We start from the raw sequence: 19,090 nt of genomic DNA on the forward strand, positions 1-19,090 counted from the left end.
CAGATGGCGCTTAATGCTTTTAAGCGCTCAACAATGGCACTGAGCATTTCGCTCGGTGCTTTTGTTGTAGTGCATGCTGAAAATGGAACAATTCATGCTGTACCTGACAGTCCGATGCCAGCGACTGCAGAAGCGTGTTCAGCTGTTGAAACCAATTCAGAACGTTTGGCTTGTTACGATGCTGTATTTAAAGCAAAACCAGATACTCAGCCGATTATCTCTGAACGTCGTGCTGCAGCAGAATTGGCCCCTGAACCGGATAATCTAAAAGCGAAAATTAGTAGTGCAGTGTCAAATATCTACGCGACTGAAGCCACGAAACTGACGCCTGAACTTTCTTTAATGGATAGCCGTTGGGAACTATCTCCTGAAAGTAAGTTGGGGACATGGAATATTCGAGCTTACCAGCCTGTCTATTTGATGCCAGTGTTCTGGACCAGTAATAAAAACGAACGTCCACGTAGTGAAAATCCTGAAAATACGGTTTCTGCTGAAGATGAACGTCCCTTAACTTCTAATGAAGCAAAATTCCAGCTGTCGCTCAAAACCAAAGCAGTTGAAAATATCTTTGGTGATAACGGTGATTTGTGGCTGGGCTATACGCAAAGTTCACGTTGGCAAGTCTATAACGGGGATGAGTCACGACCGTTCCGCGAAACCAATTATGAACCTGAAGCAACCTTGATGTTTAGAACTAATTACGAGTTATTAGGTCTGAACTGGCGCTTATTGGGTTTAACTTTAAATCACCAGTCGAATGGTCGTTCAGATCCTTGGTCACGAAGTTGGAATCGCGTGATGCTGAACTTAGGTTTTGAGCGTGATAACTTCGCCCTGATGATTCGCCCTTGGTATCGCATTAAAGAAGATTTTAAAGACGACAATAACCCGGATATTACCGACTATATTGGACGTGGTGATATCAACATGTTCTACCGCTGGAATGAACATGATTTTTCTGTGCTACTACGCCATAGTTTTAAAGATGGTGAAGATAACCGCGGTGCAGTACGCTTTGATTGGTCATTCCCAATCAGTGGACGCTTACGCGGTAATTTCCAACTCTTTGATGGCTATGGTGAAAGTATGATTGATTATAATCACCGTGCGACCTACTTGGGATTGGGTGTTTCACTGATGAATTGGTTCTAAATATCAGTTTTGGAATAATAAAAAACCACGCTTTTGCGTGGTTTTTTTCATCTAAAATTAACCGACTTGAATTTCTGCCGATGGATGTTTAATTCGGCTTCTTTTCGGTGTTGCAATAAAATATGCCAAGGTTAGAGGACCTAAACGACCTGCAAACATTAAAAGCATAATAATGAATAAACTGGCAGGTTGCAGTTCTTCGGTAATACCGCGAGATAAACCCACGGTGCAGGCTGCAGAAACTGCTTCAAACAGAATGTCTAAAAAGTCTAAATCAGGTTCTAAAATCAATAAGGTAAAGAAGCCCATCATGATCAGACCGGCGGTGATACACACGACAGATAAGGCTTTAAAAGCTGCTTGTTTAGAAATCGAGTGTTTAAATAGTCGCGTTTCTTCTTCACGGCGTAAGAAGCTAATGACACTTAAAATCACCACAATAAACGTTCCAACTTTAATACCGCCTGCAGTACTTAGTGAGCCACCACCAATAAACATCAACATCATGGTGACTAAAGTTGAAGCATCGGTCAATTGATCCATCGGTAAGCTATAAAACCCTGAAGAGCGGGGTACAGTGGCATGGAACCATGCATTTAAGGCTTGATCACCTAAACTCATTAAACCTAATGTTTGTGGGTTAGATGCTTCTAATAGCCAAATCACGATAAAGGCAGTTAAGTTCAAACCACAGATGGTGGTAATGATTAACTTGCTATTGGGTGTCAGTTTTTTCCAGCGTTTATGGCGTTTAATATCCATTAGCACTAAAAAGCCGATACCACCGAGGATATACAGCATACTAATGGTAAAGGTAACAAAGTACTGTCCTGAAAAGCTCATTAAACTGTTGGGGAACAGCGAAAACCCTCCATTGTTAAAGGCTGAAACACTATAGAAAGCTGCATAGAAAAAGGCTTGATTGAAATTGTAGTCTTGCATCCAAGCAATTGTGAGAATAATGGTGCCAATTGCTTCAAAAAATAGTGAGTAAATAAAGACCGCTTTAATCGTGTGGGTAACTTTCTTTAAACTGGTTTGACCAATAGACTCTTGTGCCATCACTTGCTGTTTTAAGCCTAATTTGGGCGCAAGGCTGACCACTGCTAAGATTGCAAAGGTCATAAAACCTAAGCCACCGCACTGTAGTAACAGCATAATCACGACTTTCCCAAACACGGTATACGCTTCACCGACATTAACAACAGATAGTCCTGTAATCGTTACGGCGGATGTTGCAGTAAAAATTGCCTGCATCCATGTGACATCTTGATGATGCGCAACGGGCAGCATGAGAAGAATAGATCCGATAATAATCAGCACCAAAAAGCCCAAGGCCAATAAACTGGGTGGGCTTAAATTGATGGTTCGATTTTTCTCTACTAGTTTTTTCATGCGTGTTTAAAATACTTAGAAAGACGGCGCAAAGGTTCTAATAGACCTTCAACGACAAGGAAATCATCGGTCTGTAAAATTAGATTTGGGTCTAAAGAATATTGTAATTCTTCACCACGCTTATGCATTAATGTTTTAACTTCAGGCACATGATCCATTAATTGATGTAGACGCATACCGTTTTGTTCAGCATCAATTTTGATTTTTACAATAAAATGATCATCTTCTAATGCCATATAACGGCTGACCATTGGGTAGCTTAATGACTGTGCCACACGGACGCCCATGTCTTCTTCAGGATGAATAATTTTATCCACGCCTAAATGGGTTAAAATCATATGATGCGCTTTCGATTTGGCTTTAGCCCAAATTTTTTTAACGCCCATATTTTTAAGATGGAGTACGCATAAAATACTGGCTTCGATGTCTTCACCAATCGCGACCACAACGGCTTCACATTTTTGAACATTAAGTTCATCTAAAACGTGTTCATCTGTCGCATCAGCAATCACGGCATGACTTAGTTGATCTGAAATATTTTCAACGAATTTTTTATTTGAATCTATGCCAATGACATCATGATTTAAGCTCATGAGTTGCGTGGCAATCGTGGCACCGAAGCTTCCTAGGCCAATCACAGCAAATAGTGCCATGGATATAAGAACCTCTATTTTTAATCATGCAGATTGAATTAGTAAAATTTTGCCATAAATTTGAAAGATTTAATCCAATCCTGAAGATTTAATTGTTGTGATCGGGTTAATACTCAAATGAAGCTATTAAAAAACCGCCTCGAAAGGCGGTTTCAAAAAGTTTTATCTTATTTCAGGAAACGTTGATAACCTAAGTTATTGGTAATTTCTTGGTATGGATAAGTGATATTTTCTAGGGTTTCCACTAAGCCATCTGGGTTTTGTTGAGCATCTTCCGCTTCAAGACCAACCAATACACGACCTTCTGCTGCACCATGGTTACGGTAATGGAACAGGGTAATGTTATGCGTTGGACCAAGACGTTCCAAGAATGTTAATAGCGCGCCTGGACGTTCAGGGAATTCCACACGGAATAAACGTTCATTCTCAATATCAGCATGACCACCGATTAAATAACGAATATGTAGCTTCGCCACTTCATCATCCGATAAATCATCTACGTCATATTGGAATTTCAAGGTTTCATAGATTTCTTGACGTTCTTTTTCGCCGTTTTTCAAACTAATGCCAACGAACACTTGTGCAGCTGTTGCATCACTCGCACGGTAGTTAAACTCAGTAATGTTACGACCCTGAAGTGCACGGCAGAATTTTAAGAACGCGCCTTTTTCCTCAGGAATGGTCACTGCAAAAATCGCTTCTTTGCGTTCACCAAGCTCTGTACGTTCCGCAATATAACGTAAACGGTCGAAGTTCATGTTGGCGCCACACACGATCGACACCATGTTTTTGCCTGTTAAGCCATGTTCAGCGACATATTTTTTGATCCCTGCAAGTGCCATTGCACCTGATGGCTCAACAATGCTACGGCATTCGTCATAAGTATCTTTAATTGCAGCACAGATTTCGTCTGTATTCACAAGTACAACATTTGGCTCAACAATTGGACCAGAATTGTCAGATTTTTGCAGACGAATCACATCAAATGGTTTTTCACCAATTTGTGCAACAGCTGTACCATCGGCAAATAGACCCACAGAGGGCAGAATTACACGTTCATTGGCTTCTAATGCAGCTTTTAAACATGCGGATTCGTCATATTCCACAGGAATGACTTTGACATGCGGAGCAACATCACCAAGGTAAGCTGCAACACCTGCGATCAAACCGCCGCCGCCTACAGCAACGAAGACATATTCCACATCACGCCATTGACGTAAGATTTCATTGGCAATAGTTCCTTGACCAGCCATCACGAGTTCATCGTCATAAGGTGGAATAAAGGTCATACCATCTTCAGCCGCACGCGCGATGGCATATTTATTGGCAATATCAAAAGAGTCGCCATGTAAAACAACTTCACCACCTAAGCGTTTTACTGCCTGAACTTTAATATCTGGTGTGGTTTTTGGCATCACAATAATCGCACGAATGCCGAGTTTTTTTCCTGAAAGTGCAACACCTTGCGCATGGTTACCCGCAGATGCCGTAATGACACCACGTTCCAGTTGTTCTTTTGGGAGTTGACTAATTCTGTTATAGGCACCGCGGAGTTTAAAAGAGAATACGGGTTGGAGGTCTTCACGTTTAAAACGAATATTATTATTAAGACGTTCACTAATTCGTGGTGCCGCTTCGAGTGGAGTTTCGATCGCAACATCGTAAACCGTTGCTTGTAAAATTTGTCGAACCAAACGAGACAGCATGTTAATTTTCCATCTAACAGTTTAAAATAGACCTTTATTGTAACAAACCATGCGGCTTTGCGGGTCAAAAATACTGCGAAAGTCCAAAATAGTTGAGTGAAGTCATGAGTCTATATGCAACCCAAGATGAGAAAAAGCAAGCTGCAGCCAAAGCGGCTTTAAAACACTTACCAAAAGGCGGCATTTTAGGCGTAGGTACTGGTAGTACTGTTAACTTCTTAATTGATCTTCTCCCAGAGCTTCAATTGGAAGCGGCTGTTGCAAGTTCTGAAGCAACTGCACAGCGTTTAAAAAAATTAGGTATTGAAGTGGTCGACATGAATTCAGTTTCAGGTCTTGACGCTTATGTCGATGGTGCAGACGAAATCGATCGTCATATGCACATGATTAAAGGTGGTGGTGCTGCGCTAACTCGTGAAAAAATCGTGGCGTCTATTGCGAAAAAATTCGTATGTATCGTTGACGATTCAAAATGGGTTGAGCAATTGGGTCGTGATTTTCCGCTTCCTGTTGAAGTGATTCCAATGGCGCGTTCTGCTGTGGCGCGTAAAATCGTTTCTTTAGGTGGTGATCCTGCTTACCGTGAAGGTGTCGTGACCGACAATGGCAATGTGATTTTAGATGTTCATAATTTGAATATCTTAAACGCGCTTGAACTTGAAAAAACTATTAACGACATCCCTGGTGTTGTATGTAACGGTATTTTCGCGTTAAACAAAGCTGATATTGCAATCGTTGCGACCAATAACGGTATTGAAGAACATACTGCTGTCTAATTCTAAATCTCCCTAAATCCCTCTTTAATAAAGAGGGACTTTTCTCTCTCCTTTTTTAAGGAAGGACTTCCCCCTTAGAAAAGGTGAGAAGCACTGCTTCGCAAGGAGGGGGATTAAAATAATGATTAAATAAAAAAATGACCCTATCCCAACTCCCAGAAATTCAAATTACTCGTAATCTACGCTCAACTCGACTGCGTCTAAGAATCGATGGACAGCAGATTAAACTCACAGCACCTGTATTTTGTACGCAGCGTCAAATACAAAATTTTATCCAGCAATCTGAAGGTTGGATCATTAAAACATGGCAGGCACAGCAGCAGCGCGTTGAGAGCATTGAGCGGATTTTGCCCAGTGAAATTCAGTTATTTGATCGAAGTACAGCGATTCAAACTCAATACAACACACAAAAACAAAACTATATATACGACGATGTACAGAATGTACTAACTGTAAGTACCCGCCAACCTGAAATTTATTTAAAGCAGTTTGTGATCGAATATGCTAAACAGGTTTTGCCTCTGTATTTGAAAGCTGTTTCAGAACAAATTGGACTGAATTATCAGCAGTGTAAAATTCGGCAGCCCAAAACACGTTGGGGGAGTTGTTCAGCGAAGCATGACATTATGCTCAACAGTGGCATTGTTTTATTTCAAGAATCAGTAGTGCGTTATTTATGTGTGCATGAGTTGGCGCATACTCGGCATTTTGACCATAGCGCACGTTTTTGGGCATTAGTACAGCAGTTTGATCCAAATCATAAAATACATCGACAATTGTTAAAAAATACACCACTGCCGTATTGGTGGAATGAAAGTTAATTTGTATTTTAATTCACCATAAATCTGCTAAAAAAAGCATAAAAAAATATAAGTCAGTATCGAATAAATTCTTGATAACTTATCACTTTTGATTGTTTTTCAAACCTAAAACTCTTTTCTAGAATGGCGAAAAATAAGGCGTTGCATAGTCTAGTTCAAAGTGCTGAGCAGTCGTAATTCAACTCATTTTTGTGGAAAATTTTTATGGTTCATTCAAAGTTATTATTCACTTTTTCGCTTATATCGAGCATTTTTCTAACTGCGTGTAATAAGAGCGAAGCACCAAAAGTTGAAACGGCTGCTGCAGAAGCAAGCTATAAAGCAGATACTGTGCGCATTGGTTATCAACGTTCATCAACACTGATGACTTTATTAAAAGAAACCGGGGAACTTGAGCAACAACTGGCTGAAAAGAAAGTCAAAGTCAGCTGGCATGAATTTACCAGTGGTCAACCACTGGCTGAGGCGCTCAATGTTGGCAGTATTGATGTCACCGCCGATGTTGCTGACACCGTACCTGTCTTTGCACAAGCAGCGAAAGCCAATCTCACTTATTATGTAAAAGAAACAGCATCACCTAATGCACAAGCGATTTTGATTCCACAAAACTCTTCGATTAACACCGTTGCAGATTTAAAAGGTAAAAAGATTGCAGTGACTAAAGCTGCAGGTAGTCACTATCTATTAATTGCTGCTTTAAATAAAGCGGGCTTAAGTTTTAAAGATATTGAACCTGCATGGTTAAGTCCAGCAGATGGTCGTGCGGCATTTGAACATGGTGGTGTCGATGCATGGGTAACATGGGAACCGTATGTATCAAGTGGTACAGTCGTGCAACATGCGAAGATTCTAGCTTCTGGCGAGGGCTTGGCAAGCTATACACGTTATTACTTAACTGGGCATAAATTTGCTCAGGAAAATCCAGCCATCTTAAATGACATCGTCAATGCATTAAAAGAAAAAGCGGCTTGGGTAAAACAAAATCCCGACGATGCAGCAAAAGTCCTTGCACCTTTATGGGGTAATTTACCAACAGAAGTTGTTTTAAAAGCGAATGCAAATCGTAGCTATGATGTTCAAGGCGTCGTATTAGATGACATGCCAGAGCAACAAAAAATTGCGGATGCTTTCTTTAATGAAAAGCTGATTCCAAATACGATTGATGCAAAATCGTCAGATATTTATCCATTGAAATAATACGTAAAAGCCTCGAAACAATCGGGGCTTTTTTACTTGCATAAATAAATAGCCTAAGCAAATTTAGAGATCTTCCATGTCAAATATTCCAGAACTTAATTTTGTTCAAATCCGAGAAAAACTCATCAATGGTGAAGAAATTGCAATCGTTGACCTGCGCGAAGAACATATCTATGCGCAAGCGCATCCGCTGTTTAGTACCAATATTTCGCTTTCTCGTTTAGAAATAGAAATTCTTAATCGTATACCACGTTTAGATACCACGATTGTTATTTATGATGATGCAGATGGTCGCGTAGAACGTGCATTTGAAAAATTGACACGTTATGGCTATAACCGAGTTCATGTCCTGCAAGGGGGAGTTCAGGCATGGGAGCGTGATGGTGGTGAGCTATTTATAGATGTAAATTCTGCTACCAAAGCCTTTGGTGAATGGGTCGAACATTTTAAACATACGCCGTCTTTAAGTGCTGAAGAAGTGCTAGCCAAAATTGATGCGAATGAAAATATCGTGATTTTGGATGCACGCCGTTTTGATGAATATAACACCATGAGTATTCCAACAGGTCAAAGTGTGCCAGGCGCTGAATTGGTTTTACGTGCACCATCATTAGTCAAAGATGAAAATACGACGATTATTGTCAATTGTGCTGGACGTACAAGAAGCATTATCGGAACACAGTCTTTGGTCAATGCAAAAATTAATCATCCCGTTTATGCACTTCGAAATGGCACTATTGGTTGGACTTTAGCAGGTCAGGAACTAGCGCACGGTCAACAGAAATCCTTTAAAGATCAAAAAACATCGCTGAAACCTGAACTTTTAGAAAATGCAAAAGATTTAGCACAACGTGCCAAGGTGAAGACAATTTCTTTGGATGTGTTAAATACATTAAAAGCAGATGCTACACGCACGACCTATGTATTTGATGTGCGTGATGAAGATGAATATATTACAGGACATCTTGCGGGTTCAAAATGGGTGGCTGGCGGGCAATTGGTTCAGGAAACTGACCATAATGCTGCTGTAAGAGGTGCGCGTATTGTACTGATTGATGATCAACTCATACGTGCTTATATGACAGCTTCGTGGTTAGGACAAATGAATTGGGAAGTCTATGTTTTAGACACGGATTTTAGTGCAGTATTGACTGAGCAAGGGGCTTGGCAGCCGAATGTGCCTGCGAGTAAAGCCATTTCAACCCTTACACCACAGCAACTTGTTGATTTGCAGCAACAGCGCGATGTCGCAATTTGGGATGTTCTACCTTTTGCACAATATAAAAAAGGACATATTCCAGATGCTGCTTGGTTACTCAAAGCTGATGCGATTGAATTGATCCAGAAACCTGAATGGCAAGCCAAAGACGTGATTGTGCTGACATGTGGTAAATCTGTATTAGCCAAGTTTGCAGCCGAAGACATAGAGCCATACTTAGCGGAACATCAAACACTTTATGTACTTGAAGGTGGAAATACAGGCTGGAAAACGGCTGGATTTCAATTGGTGACTGATAATGTCATTACATTGTCTGCGCAAATTGATCGTTATAAACGTCCCTATGAAGGAACAGACAACTCTCGTGAAGCAATGCAAGCATATTTGGATTGGGAGTTTGGACTTGTAGATCAATTGAAAAAAGATGGCACACACGGCTTCTTTGTGGTTTAAACACAATCAAAAAAGAAATAACCAAACTCATGAAATGGGTTTGGTTATGTAAAATGAAGGAGTTCAGTTTTATATTTTGGATTTGATCCAGCTTTCGCTGCTAATAAAACAGCCAATTACCCCCAAAACAGTTCAGAAAATAAGAACTTCCTGTCATACTAGCTACATATAAGAAACATCTATGCAGAGGTAGCGATCGTGATTTCAGTGGGTATTGTTGGTGGTACAGGTTATACAGGCGTTGAACTTTTACGTCTTTTATTACGTCACCCAAATGTACAAGTAACAACACTGACTTCGCGTACTGAAGCAGGTCGCCGCGTAGACGATATGTTCCCAAGTTTACGTGGTCATACCGATCTTCAATTTTCAGATTTAAATATTGAAGTATTAAAAGCATGTGATGTGGTGTTTTTTGCAACACCGCATGGTGTGGCTATGAAACATGCAGAAGAGTTAGTGGCTGCGAATACCAAAGTCATCGACTTGGCTGCAGACTTCCGTTTACAAGACTTAGAACAGTTTGAAAAATGGTATGGTTTAGAGCATGCCTGCCCAGCGCTTCTTAAAGAATCTGTATATGGTCTTTCAGAATTAAACCGTGAAAAAATTAAGCAAGCCAATGTGATTGGTAACCCAGGTTGTTATCCAACAACCGTTCAATTGGGTCTTGCACCTGTTTTAAAATCTGCAGAAGCTTTGGTTAAACCTGAGAGCATTATTATAGATGCTAAATCAGGCGTATCAGGTGCAGGGCGTAAAGCAAGTCTTGGCATGATCTATTCTGAAAATGCAGATAACTTCAAGGCTTATGGCGTTGCGGGACATCGTCATCATCCTGAAATTGTGGAAGCGCTTGAAAATATCTCAGGTCAAAAAGGTGTGTTTGAACATATCTTATTTGTTCCTCATTTGGTGCCAATGATCCGCGGTATGTTGTCGACGATCTACATTGATTTAACCGAAGCAGGTCAGTCAGCTGATTTACAAGCATTGTATGAAGCATTTTATGCTAACGAAGCATTCGTTGATGTTATGCCAGCTGGCAGTTCACCAGAAACACGTTCTGTGCGTGGTGCAAACCAGCTCCGTATTGCACTTTATAAACCACAACCAACGAAGCTTGTGATTTTAGTGGCTCAAGATAACTTGGTAAAAGGTGCAGCAGGTCAAGCAATTCAAAACATGAATTTGATGTTTGGATTTAAAGAAGATGCTGGTTTAACTCAAATTGGTTTATTACCATAAAAAAACGTATTTGAACTTCACACACATTTAAATTTCGATTTAAATGTGTGTCTTGAATAAAGAAAAGAGATCACTATGACGCAGCAAGAGTCAAACGATACTAACCTCTATCACGAGTATGATAAAAAAGCATGGACGAAAACCAATATGCCTCTGGTTATTGGTGGCGTTATTATTGCTGTCAGCAGTGGTTTATTAGGTTATACAGTTGGACATCGTCAAGGTCTCACTGTGGTTGGTTTCGATGCAGATGCAGAACAATTGGTTGAAGTGGTGCAAAAGCAGAAAGCCAGCCTAGAAACATTGAATAAAAACTATAATGCAGCCGTTCAGGAACGTGATCTCGCTGTAAGTAATTCAAATGACCTGTATACCGCGATGAAAGTTGCACGTGATGAATATGCACAAGCTGAAAGCTTAAGTGTGATTTATCGTGAAATTTTACGCCAACGTGGTGGGATTGCATTGGCAGTTCAGCATTTAGGTATTAAACCACTGCCTGAAAATGCCTTTGAATATCACCTTGATTTAGTTCAAGTGAGCCCAAATCGTGCGCGTGCTACAGGTACAGTCGAAATACGTTTAATCAAGGGTACCGAAATTTTGGTTGTACCACTTGAAGATAAAAACTTTAATTTTGAAAATTTTGAGCGTCTTACAGGTCGTTGGACGATGCCAAAAGGCTTTGTTCCACAATTCGTTGAAGTTCGCTTATCCGGTGGTTCTAAACCTGTGGCACGTCGCTTCAGTTGGGGTCAGGGTAAACCAATCGAAAACCAATCTGCATTTTTGTCTGAAATTCCTCAAACAGCCGCAAATGCAAATTAAGTGTGAATATTAATTTTATGCCAAGCAACAAGCGTCATATGTCTCTAAGCGACATTCAGAATTCTTTTTTCCAGTCTGGTATAATTGACTGGCATCTAAATCCGCGCCTAGAAAATGAATCTTTTGATGATGAAGATTCTGACATTGCAGTGCAAACGGCACCACCAGAAATTAAACGACCGCCCATGTATGCTGTTGTTTTATTGAACGATGATTACACCCCAATGGAGTTTGTAATCGAAATTTTACAACAATACTTTGCAATGAATCTTGACCAAGCCACACAAGTAATGCTAACTGTACATTATGAAGGAAAAGGTGTTGCTGGGGTCTATCCAAGAGACATTGCAGAGACCAAAGCGAACCAAGTCAATAATTACGCTCGATACCAAGGTCATCCTTTATTGTGCCAAATCGAGCCTAAAGATTAAGGGGGTTGCATGCTCAGTCGTCAATTAGAAGTATCACTACGTTTGGCTGTAAGCATGGCTCGTCAGAAGAGACATGAGTTCCTGACTGTAGAACATTTATTATTGGCATTACTTGACAATGATTCTGCTGTAAATGCATTAAAAGCATGCGGTGCAGATATTATTGTGCTTCGAAAAGAACTTGAAGAATACGTCGAACAACATACCCCTAAATTGGGTGAAAATAACGAACAAGCCCCACATCCGACTGAGAGTTTTGACCGCATTTTACAGCGTGCCATTTTCCACGTTCAATCGAGCGGTGGAGATCGTACTGTAGAAGGTGCGGATATCTTAGTTGCAATGTATTCTGAGCGTGATTCTTTTGCGGTTTATCTGTTAAAACGTCATCAAATCAATCGTTTGACCTTAACCCAATATTTGGCTCACGGTACACGTAAAGAAGAAGTTCAAGCTGAAGAAGAAATTGAAGAACTCGATGGTGAGTCAACTTCTTCTAGTTCTTCGGGGCCACTCGATCTTTACACGACAAATCTCAATATTGAAGCGCAAAAAGGTAAAACCGATCCATTGATTGGACGCGAAAAAGAGATTGAACGAGCTGCACAAATTCTATGTCGCCGTCGTAAAAATAACCCGCTGCTAGTAGGTGATCCAGGTGTAGGTAAAACATCGATTGCTGAAGGGTTAGCGTGGTTGATTGTGAATGGTAAAGCACCGAAACCACTTGAAAATGCTGAAATCTATAGCTTAGATATTGGTGCTTTGGTTGCAGGTACTAAATATCGTGGTGATTTTGAAAAGCGTTTAAAACAACTTTTAAATGCTTTAAAGAAGAAACCAGATGCAGTACTGTTCATTGATGAAATTCATATGATCATCGGTGCAGGCTCTAGCATGGGTAGCACTATGGACGCATCGAACCTCATCAAGCCTGCTTTAGCTAATGGTTCTTTACGCTGCATCGGTTCAACAACGTTCCAAGAATATCGTCAAGTTTTCGAAAAAGATCATGCCTTGTCTCGTCGTTTCCAAAAAATTGATGTCAATGAGCCATCAATCACTGAAACAATCGACATTTTACGTGGTTTAAAAACCAAGTTCGAAGAATTCCATTCAGTTCAATATGACGATCAAGCTTTGGTGTCTGCGGTAGAGTTATCGGCGAAGTTTATTAATGATCGTTTCTTGCCCGATAAAGCCATTGATGTCATTGATGAAGCAGGCGCGCAGCGCCGTCTTAAAGCTGAGCAAGAAGATACTTTAATTACTGTTGAAAACATTGAAGACATTGTGTCTAAAATTGCACGTATTCCACCAAAAACTGTATCTAAAGATGATAAGACAGTTTTAGAAAATCTTGAACGTGATCTGAAACGTGTAGTCTTTGGTCAAGACGAAGCAATTGAAGCACTCGCTTCAGCGATTAAACTGTCTCGTGCTGGCTTGAAGTCGCCAGATAAACCAGTGGGTAGTTTTGTATTTGCTGGTCCTACTGGTGTTGGTAAAACTGAAGTCACCAAGCAGCTTGCCAAACTTATGGGTGTAGAGCTTGTTCGTTTCGATATGTCTGAGTATATGGAACGTCACGCAGTATCCCGTTTAATTGGTGCACCTCCAGGTTATGTTGGTTTCGACCAGGGTGGTTTGCTGACTGATGCGATTCATAAAAATCCACATTGTGTTCTACTCTTGGATGAAATTGAAAAAGCGCATCCAGATGTGTTTAACCTGTTATTACAAATTATGGATCATGGCTCGTTAACCGATAATAACGGTCGTAAGTCAGATTTCCGTAATGTGGTATTGGTTCTGACTACGAATATTGGTGCGGAAAGTATTTCTCGTGTCAGCATTGGTTTTATGGATCAAGACAATAGCAATGATAACCAAGAGGCAATGAAAAAAGCATTCTCACCAGAGTTCCGAAACCGTTTAGATGGTGTGATTCAATTTAAAGCACTGCAGACCACAATCATTGAAAATGTCGTGGATAAGTTCCTGACAGAGCTTCAAGCACAATTGGATGAGAAGAAAGTTATTCTGGAAGTGGATCAATCTGCTCGTGAATGGATGGCTGAAAATGGCTATGACCGCTTGATGGGTGCTCGTCCAATGCAACGTCTAATTCAGGAACATTTGAAGAAACCACTTGCTGAAATGATTCTGTTTGGTGAACTTGCAGAAAACGGCGGTAATGTTGCTGTATCTGTGAAGAAAGAAAATGGCAAAGCAGTAGGTTTAAATCTTGAAGTATTTGAAGATTCTACGGCTGAACCTGCTTAAAATTTTCAAAGAGAAAAACCCGTGTTTACACGGGTTTTTTTGTATATTTCATTTGAGTAGAATTAAAAAAGATGATGACTGATTTTTCATTGACTAAACTTATGGTCACCGTAGGATTATTTTTTCTGACGGCTTTGATGGAAATACTGGGGTGTTATTTTCCTTATCTAATTTTAAATCAGGGGCGTAGTCAGTGGCTATGGATTCCAACCATATTGGCTCTGGCTACATTTGTCTGGTTACTGACATTACATCCTGCTGCATCTGGACGTATTTATGCCGCTTATGGTGGTATCTATATTTGTTCAGCACTCTTATGGCTACGTTATGTTGATCAAATTGCACTGACCCGTTGGGACTTTCTGGGTGGATGTATCGTCATGGCAGGTGCACTGCTGATTATTCTGCAGCCACAAGGTTTTGTGCGCTAAAGTTAATAGTTAGAGTTTGCAATCTTGTTGTTTTAGTTCGAGTTCATAAGACTTTTCAGGTGAACTGAGTTTAAATTCAACTTTATAAGGATTTTGTCGTTGGTACTGATGCTCATAAAAAATGCTGCAATTCTTTTGCAGGTGATGGTGAATCAGTTTTTTAACTTCCTTTGTCCCCATTTCTTGTTCAAACTGGCTAAAGTCAGGAGTAATGATCAGACCTTTAATTTCAGAATGATTGGCTGTCAGGGAAAATTGCTCAATAATTAAATTCTCATCAATTTTAATCGGTAAGGTTTTAGAGTCTTCAGCAGATAAAACCTCAAGAATTTCATTTAGTTGCTTTCTATCTTGTATCTGATATTGTGCATTTAAAATCTTCTTATCTTGTAAATAAGTATCAAAGTCAGAGGCTTGTAGGCTTAGTGAAGCTATACTGCAAACCAAACCCAGTGCTGCAATTTTCATAGACATATTGTTATCACTTTATAATATTCTGTTTTCAGTATAATCAATTGCATATAAAAAAAGCACCCGAAGGTGCTTTGATTTAGACTAATGAATTAGTCTTTTTTTAGGTTTTCATTCAGTAAAAATTCAACCAAAGCTTTTTGAGCATGAAGGCGGTTTTCAGCTTCATCCCAAACAACTGCATTTTTGTGATCAAGCATATTTTCTGAAATTTCTTCACCACGGTGCGCAGGTAAGCAGTGCATAAATAAACAATCTGGATGAGCTAGATCCATTAAGCGTTCATTGACTTGGTAATCAGCAAAGGCTTTCTCACGGATTTTTTGTTCTTCTTCCTGACCCATACTTGCCCAAACGTCAGTCACGATCAAATCTGCATTGACAGCTGCATCTTCTGCAGATTCAACTAATTCTACACAGTGAGCAAATTCAGAAAGGAATTTTTCTTGTGGCTCATAGCCTTTTGGTGCAGCAATTTTAAGTTTAAAGCCCCACATATGCGCTGCTTCAATATATGAATTACACATATTGTTGCCATCGCCAATCCAAGCTACAGTTTTGCCTTCAATTGAACCACGATGCTCAATATACGTTTGCATGTCTGCAAGTAACTGACAAGGGTGGTGGTCATCTGTTAAAGCATTGATTACTGGAACTTTTGAGTAAGATGCAAAACGTTCAACGATGTCATGACCAAAAGTACGAATCATGACGATATCAAGCATGCTTGAAATAACGCGAGCAGAATCTTCAACCGGTTCACCACGACCCAATTGTGAGTCACGTGATGAAAGGAAGATCGCGCTACCGCCAAATTGGCTCATGCCAGCTTCAAACGAAACACGTGTACGAGTACTCGATTTTTCAAAAATCATACCCATGACTTTACCAACAAATGGTTGGAAAACTTCATTGTTATGCTGCTTACGTTTGAGTTCAATCGCACGTTGCAAAATTTGGTTAAGTTCTAAAGTCGATAAATCACGTAAAGTTAGAAAGTGACGGAGAGCCATCAGTTACTCCACAATAATCGCTGAAAATAAATCATCAACAATCAGTTGTTGGTTAGTTAAGAAAAAATACGGAATCAGCTAATATACTATATGAATATCAAATTTCAAAAATAACTAGCGTTTTTGATGAGCGTCTAAGAAGCGATCGACACAATAACTGATGTAATTGATTATTTCTTGATCTGTTTCGTGCGGTGGAATACCCATTAAAATACGCCATTCCAAATTTCTTAAAATACCAAAGTAAAGCTGTGCTGAAAAAAGCGGATTTTCACAGTGCAGTAAACCTTGTAAGTGAGCTGTTTCTAAGAAATACGCAATTGATTGTTGAATATGTACAGGACCACGTTCGTGAATATGCAGGGCAATATCAGGGTCGCGTTGACTTTGTTCCAAAATCAGCCGCATAAATGCTGCATTTTCAGGTTCAAGAATATGGCAATAAAAGTTTAATAAAGTATCAATCAGATGTTGGCGTAAATCACAGTTGGTATCTTCAGTATGTACATTTATATCTGCAAAGAACTTCTCCCGACGGTAATCACAAATTGCCTTAAATAGACCTGCTTTATTCCCAAAATACTTATAAATGGATGCTTTAGAGCCGCCAGCGTGATTCACGATGTCATCTAAGGAAACATTGTCATAACCACGTTCTAAAAAAAGCTCAGTGGCTGAGAGCAAAAGTGCAAGACAGCGTTCATGTCCACGCTTGGTTTGTGGGACGTCTTTGGCTAAAGGCTCAAGCTGAACGTGTTCATGCATAAAAGAAGTATCTAAGATTTAGAAATTTAGTTGCTATTATAGCAAAGTTGTGAGCACATGATGTGAAAAGACCATCTTCACTATGTTGAGAATAAGCATAAATAAATAGTGGAATATTTGACTAAAGTTTTAGAGTATTTATTCTATTTGGTCATGGTCTGATGGGTACAAATGGGTATACTCGAAATTCAATAATTATAGTGAAACTGTGGAAAGGACTATGACACAAAAAACGTCTGCAGGTTTGAGATTTAGACAAGCACTCGAACAAGAACGCCCGCTACAAATTATGGGTACAGTGAATGCCTATTCAGCCATGATGGCAACCCAAGTCGGTTACAAGGCTATTTATGTTTCTGGTGCTGGTGTCGCAAACTACTCTTATGGCTTACCTGACTTAGGTATGACCAGTTTAGACAATGTCCTTGAAGATGTTCGACGGATCACGGAACGAGTGGATACGCCACTTTTGGTTGACATCGATACAGGATGGGGTGGTGCATTCAATATTGCACGCTCTGTTAAGCAGATGATTGCTGCGGGTGCTGCTGCAGTACATATTGAAGATCAAGTGGCACAAAAACGCTGTGGTCACCGTCCTAATAAAGAAATCGTGACACAACAAGAAATGGTAGATCGCGTGAAAGCCGCCGTGGATGCAAAAACAGATTCCGATTTTGTGGTTATGGCACGTACTGATGCTTTGCAAAAAGAAGGCTTACAAGCGGTAATTGATCGTGCTTGTGCATGTGTGGAAGCGGGTGCAGATGCGATTTTCGCTGAAGCAATGACAGATATCACCATGTATAAAACCGTTTGTGAAGCGGTTGGTGTACCTGTCCTTGCGAATTTAACTGAATTTGGTGATACACCTTATTACACCGTCGATGAGCTTGCTGAACAAGGGATTCGCATGGTGCTATATCCTTTGACTGCAACGCGTGCAATGCAAAAAGCTGCCTTAGAAGTCATGCAATCTGTACGTCAACATGGGACACAAATCCATGTTCTTGATAAGATGCAACAAAGAAAAGAACTATATGAATTTTTAGATTATCACAGCTTTGAAAATACATTAGATAAACTGTTTAAGCAGGAGAATTAAAACAATGGCTGAAGGAAAAGTACTCACAGGCGCTGGATTACGTGGTCAAGTTGCAGGGAAAACAGCATTATCTACCGTAGGTAAAAGTGGCGCAGGTTTGACTTATCGTGGTTATGATGTCAAAGATTTAGCTGAGCATTGCCAATTTGAAGAAGTGGCTTATTTGATTTTCTTTGGCGAACTCCCTACATCTCAACAATTGGCTGATTATAAAGCTAAACTCAAATCTTTACGTCGGTTACCGCAAGCTTTAAAAGAAGTCTTGGAACGTATTCCTGCTGACTCACATCCAATGGATGTGATGCGTACAGGTGTATCGATGCTAGGTAATTTGGAAACCGAGCAAAACTTTGCTGAACAGCAAGATGTTGCAGATCGTATTTTGGCGACCTTGCCAGCGATTATTTGTTATTGGTATCGCTATAGCCATGATGGTGTACGTATTGAAGAAAATACTGATGATGATTCAATCGGTGCACAATTCTTGCATTTACTCCGCGGTGAAAAACCAAATGCATTACATGAACAAGTGATGAATGTTTCATTAATTCTTTACGCTGAGCATGAGTTTAATGCATCGACATTTACTGCACGTGTCTGTGCATCGACTTTATCTGATTTACATTCATGCATTACTGGTGCTATTGGTTCACTGCGTGGTCCACTACACGGCGGTGCCAACGAAGCTGCGATGGAGATGATTGAGAACTGGAGATCCCCTGAAGAAGCTGAACGTGAAATGTTGGGGATGCTTGAGCGTAAAGAAAAAATTATGGGCTTTGGTCATGCGATCTATAAAGACAGTGACCCACGTAATGAGATTATTAAAGTCTGGTCAGAAAAACTGGCACAGGATGTGGATGATACCGTGTTGTATCCAGTATCTGTACGTTGCGAAGAAGTCATGTGGCGCGAGAAGAAGCTGTTCTGTAATGCTGACTTTTTCCATGCATCTGCCTATCACTTTATGGGCATTCCAACCAAGCTGTTCACGCCAATTTTCGTGATGTCACGCGTAACAGGTTGGGCAGCGCACGTGATGGAACAACGTGCAGATAATCGTATTATTCGTCCGAGCGCAGACTATACAGGTCCTGAATTGCGTAAAGTTATCCCAATTACGCAGCGTTAATTTTCTGT

18 protein-coding genes are annotated in these 19,090 nt (G+C 40.2%); 12 read left to right on the forward strand and 6 right to left on the reverse strand.

Features of this window, described 5'->3' with window-relative positions:
- Positions 1-3: 3 nt before the first annotated feature.
- Positions 4-1,152, forward strand: coding sequence for a phospholipase A (locus A3K93_RS05635; RefSeq protein ID WP_067729710.1), 1,149 nt, complete (start codon positions 4-6; stop codon positions 1,150-1,152).
- 57 nt (positions 1,153-1,209) lie between these two features.
- Here A3K93_RS05635 and A3K93_RS05640 read toward each other — a convergent pair whose 3' ends face one another.
- From A3K93_RS05640 to ilvA, 3 genes are all read right to left on the reverse strand, one after another.
- The gene (locus A3K93_RS05640; RefSeq protein ID WP_067729712.1) at positions 1,210-2,547 is read right to left on the reverse strand and encodes a TrkH family potassium uptake protein; all 1,338 of its coding nucleotides are present in this window, start codon (positions 2,545-2,547) and stop codon (positions 1,210-1,212) included.
- Positions 2,544-3,200, reverse strand: a complete 657-nt coding sequence (locus tag A3K93_RS05645) for a potassium channel family protein (protein ID WP_067729714.1) — start codon at positions 3,198-3,200, stop codon at positions 2,544-2,546. Before A3K93_RS05645 ends, A3K93_RS05640 begins: the two co-directional genes overlap by 4 nt.
- 167 nt (positions 3,201-3,367) lie before the next feature.
- Positions 3,368-4,906, reverse strand: coding sequence for a threonine ammonia-lyase, biosynthetic (ilvA, locus tag A3K93_RS05650; RefSeq protein ID WP_067729716.1), 1,539 nt, complete (start codon positions 4,904-4,906; stop codon positions 3,368-3,370).
- A 104-nt stretch (positions 4,907-5,010) separates the two neighbouring features.
- Between ilvA and rpiA the strand changes: the two genes are divergently transcribed.
- From rpiA to A3K93_RS05695, 9 genes are all read left to right on the forward strand, one after another.
- Entirely contained in the window at positions 5,011-5,682 is a 672-nt protein-coding gene (rpiA, locus tag A3K93_RS05655; protein WP_067729718.1) for a ribose-5-phosphate isomerase RpiA, read from the forward strand.
- Between the two features lie 137 nt (positions 5,683-5,819).
- The gene (locus A3K93_RS05660) at positions 5,820-6,503 is read left to right on the forward strand and encodes a YgjP family zinc-dependent metalloprotease (RefSeq protein ID WP_067729720.1); all 684 of its coding nucleotides are present in this window, start codon (positions 5,820-5,822) and stop codon (positions 6,501-6,503) included.
- Positions 6,504-6,707: 204 nt separating this feature from the next.
- Positions 6,708-7,700, forward strand: a complete 993-nt coding sequence (locus A3K93_RS05665; protein WP_067729722.1) for an aliphatic sulfonate ABC transporter substrate-binding protein — start codon at positions 6,708-6,710, stop codon at positions 7,698-7,700.
- A gap of 76 nt (positions 7,701-7,776) precedes the next feature.
- A complete protein-coding gene (locus A3K93_RS05670) occupies positions 7,777-9,372 on the forward strand; it encodes a rhodanese-like domain-containing protein (protein ID WP_067729724.1) in 1,596 nt (531 codons plus the stop codon).
- A gap of 198 nt (positions 9,373-9,570) precedes the next feature.
- Complete coding sequence (gene argC, locus A3K93_RS05675; RefSeq protein WP_067729726.1) at positions 9,571-10,620, forward strand: N-acetyl-gamma-glutamyl-phosphate reductase; 1,050 nt, start codon at positions 9,571-9,573, stop codon at positions 10,618-10,620.
- 75 nt (positions 10,621-10,695) lie between these two features.
- Positions 10,696-11,448, forward strand: a complete 753-nt coding sequence (locus tag A3K93_RS05680; protein ID WP_067729728.1) for a DUF6776 family protein — start codon at positions 10,696-10,698, stop codon at positions 11,446-11,448.
- 17 nt (positions 11,449-11,465) lie between these two features.
- Positions 11,466-11,879, forward strand: coding sequence for an ATP-dependent Clp protease adapter ClpS (clpS, locus tag A3K93_RS05685; RefSeq protein WP_067731680.1), 414 nt, complete (start codon positions 11,466-11,468; stop codon positions 11,877-11,879).
- Positions 11,880-11,888: 9 nt separating this feature from the next.
- Positions 11,889-14,165, forward strand: coding sequence for an ATP-dependent Clp protease ATP-binding subunit ClpA (clpA, locus tag A3K93_RS05690; RefSeq protein WP_067729730.1), 2,277 nt, complete (start codon positions 11,889-11,891; stop codon positions 14,163-14,165).
- 71 nt (positions 14,166-14,236) lie between these two features.
- Entirely contained in the window at positions 14,237-14,596 is a 360-nt protein-coding gene (locus A3K93_RS05695) for a YnfA family protein (RefSeq protein ID WP_227509883.1), read from the forward strand.
- A 9-nt stretch (positions 14,597-14,605) separates the two neighbouring features.
- On the opposite strand, the gene A3K93_RS05700 is transcribed toward A3K93_RS05695, so the two are convergent.
- The 3 genes from A3K93_RS05700 to A3K93_RS05710 all read right to left on the reverse strand — a co-directional run bounded on the left by A3K93_RS05700 (position 14,606) and on the right by A3K93_RS05710 (position 16,845).
- Positions 14,606-15,070 (reverse strand): hypothetical protein, encoded by a 465-nt coding sequence (locus tag A3K93_RS05700; RefSeq protein ID WP_067729732.1) that lies wholly within the window; start codon positions 15,068-15,070, stop codon positions 14,606-14,608.
- A gap of 89 nt (positions 15,071-15,159) precedes the next feature.
- Entirely contained in the window at positions 15,160-16,080 is a 921-nt protein-coding gene (gene argF, locus A3K93_RS05705) for an ornithine carbamoyltransferase (RefSeq protein ID WP_067729734.1), read from the reverse strand.
- 114 nt (positions 16,081-16,194) lie between these two features.
- A complete protein-coding gene (locus A3K93_RS05710) occupies positions 16,195-16,845 on the reverse strand; it encodes a TetR/AcrR family transcriptional regulator (RefSeq protein ID WP_067729736.1) in 651 nt (216 codons plus the stop codon).
- Positions 16,846-17,065: 220 nt separating this feature from the next.
- Here A3K93_RS05710 and prpB point away from each other — a divergent pair, with 220 nt between their 5' ends.
- Complete coding sequence (gene prpB, locus A3K93_RS05715) at positions 17,066-17,950, forward strand: methylisocitrate lyase (RefSeq protein WP_067729738.1); 885 nt, start codon at positions 17,066-17,068, stop codon at positions 17,948-17,950.
- A 4-nt stretch (positions 17,951-17,954) separates the two neighbouring features.
- Complete coding sequence (prpC, locus tag A3K93_RS05720; RefSeq protein ID WP_067729740.1) at positions 17,955-19,082, forward strand: bifunctional 2-methylcitrate synthase/citrate synthase; 1,128 nt, start codon at positions 17,955-17,957, stop codon at positions 19,080-19,082.
- The last annotated feature ends 8 nt before the right edge of the window (positions 19,083-19,090 follow it).

Source organism: Acinetobacter sp. NCu2D-2 (genome assembly GCF_001647675.1).
GTDB lineage: Bacteria > Pseudomonadota > Gammaproteobacteria > Pseudomonadales > Moraxellaceae > Acinetobacter.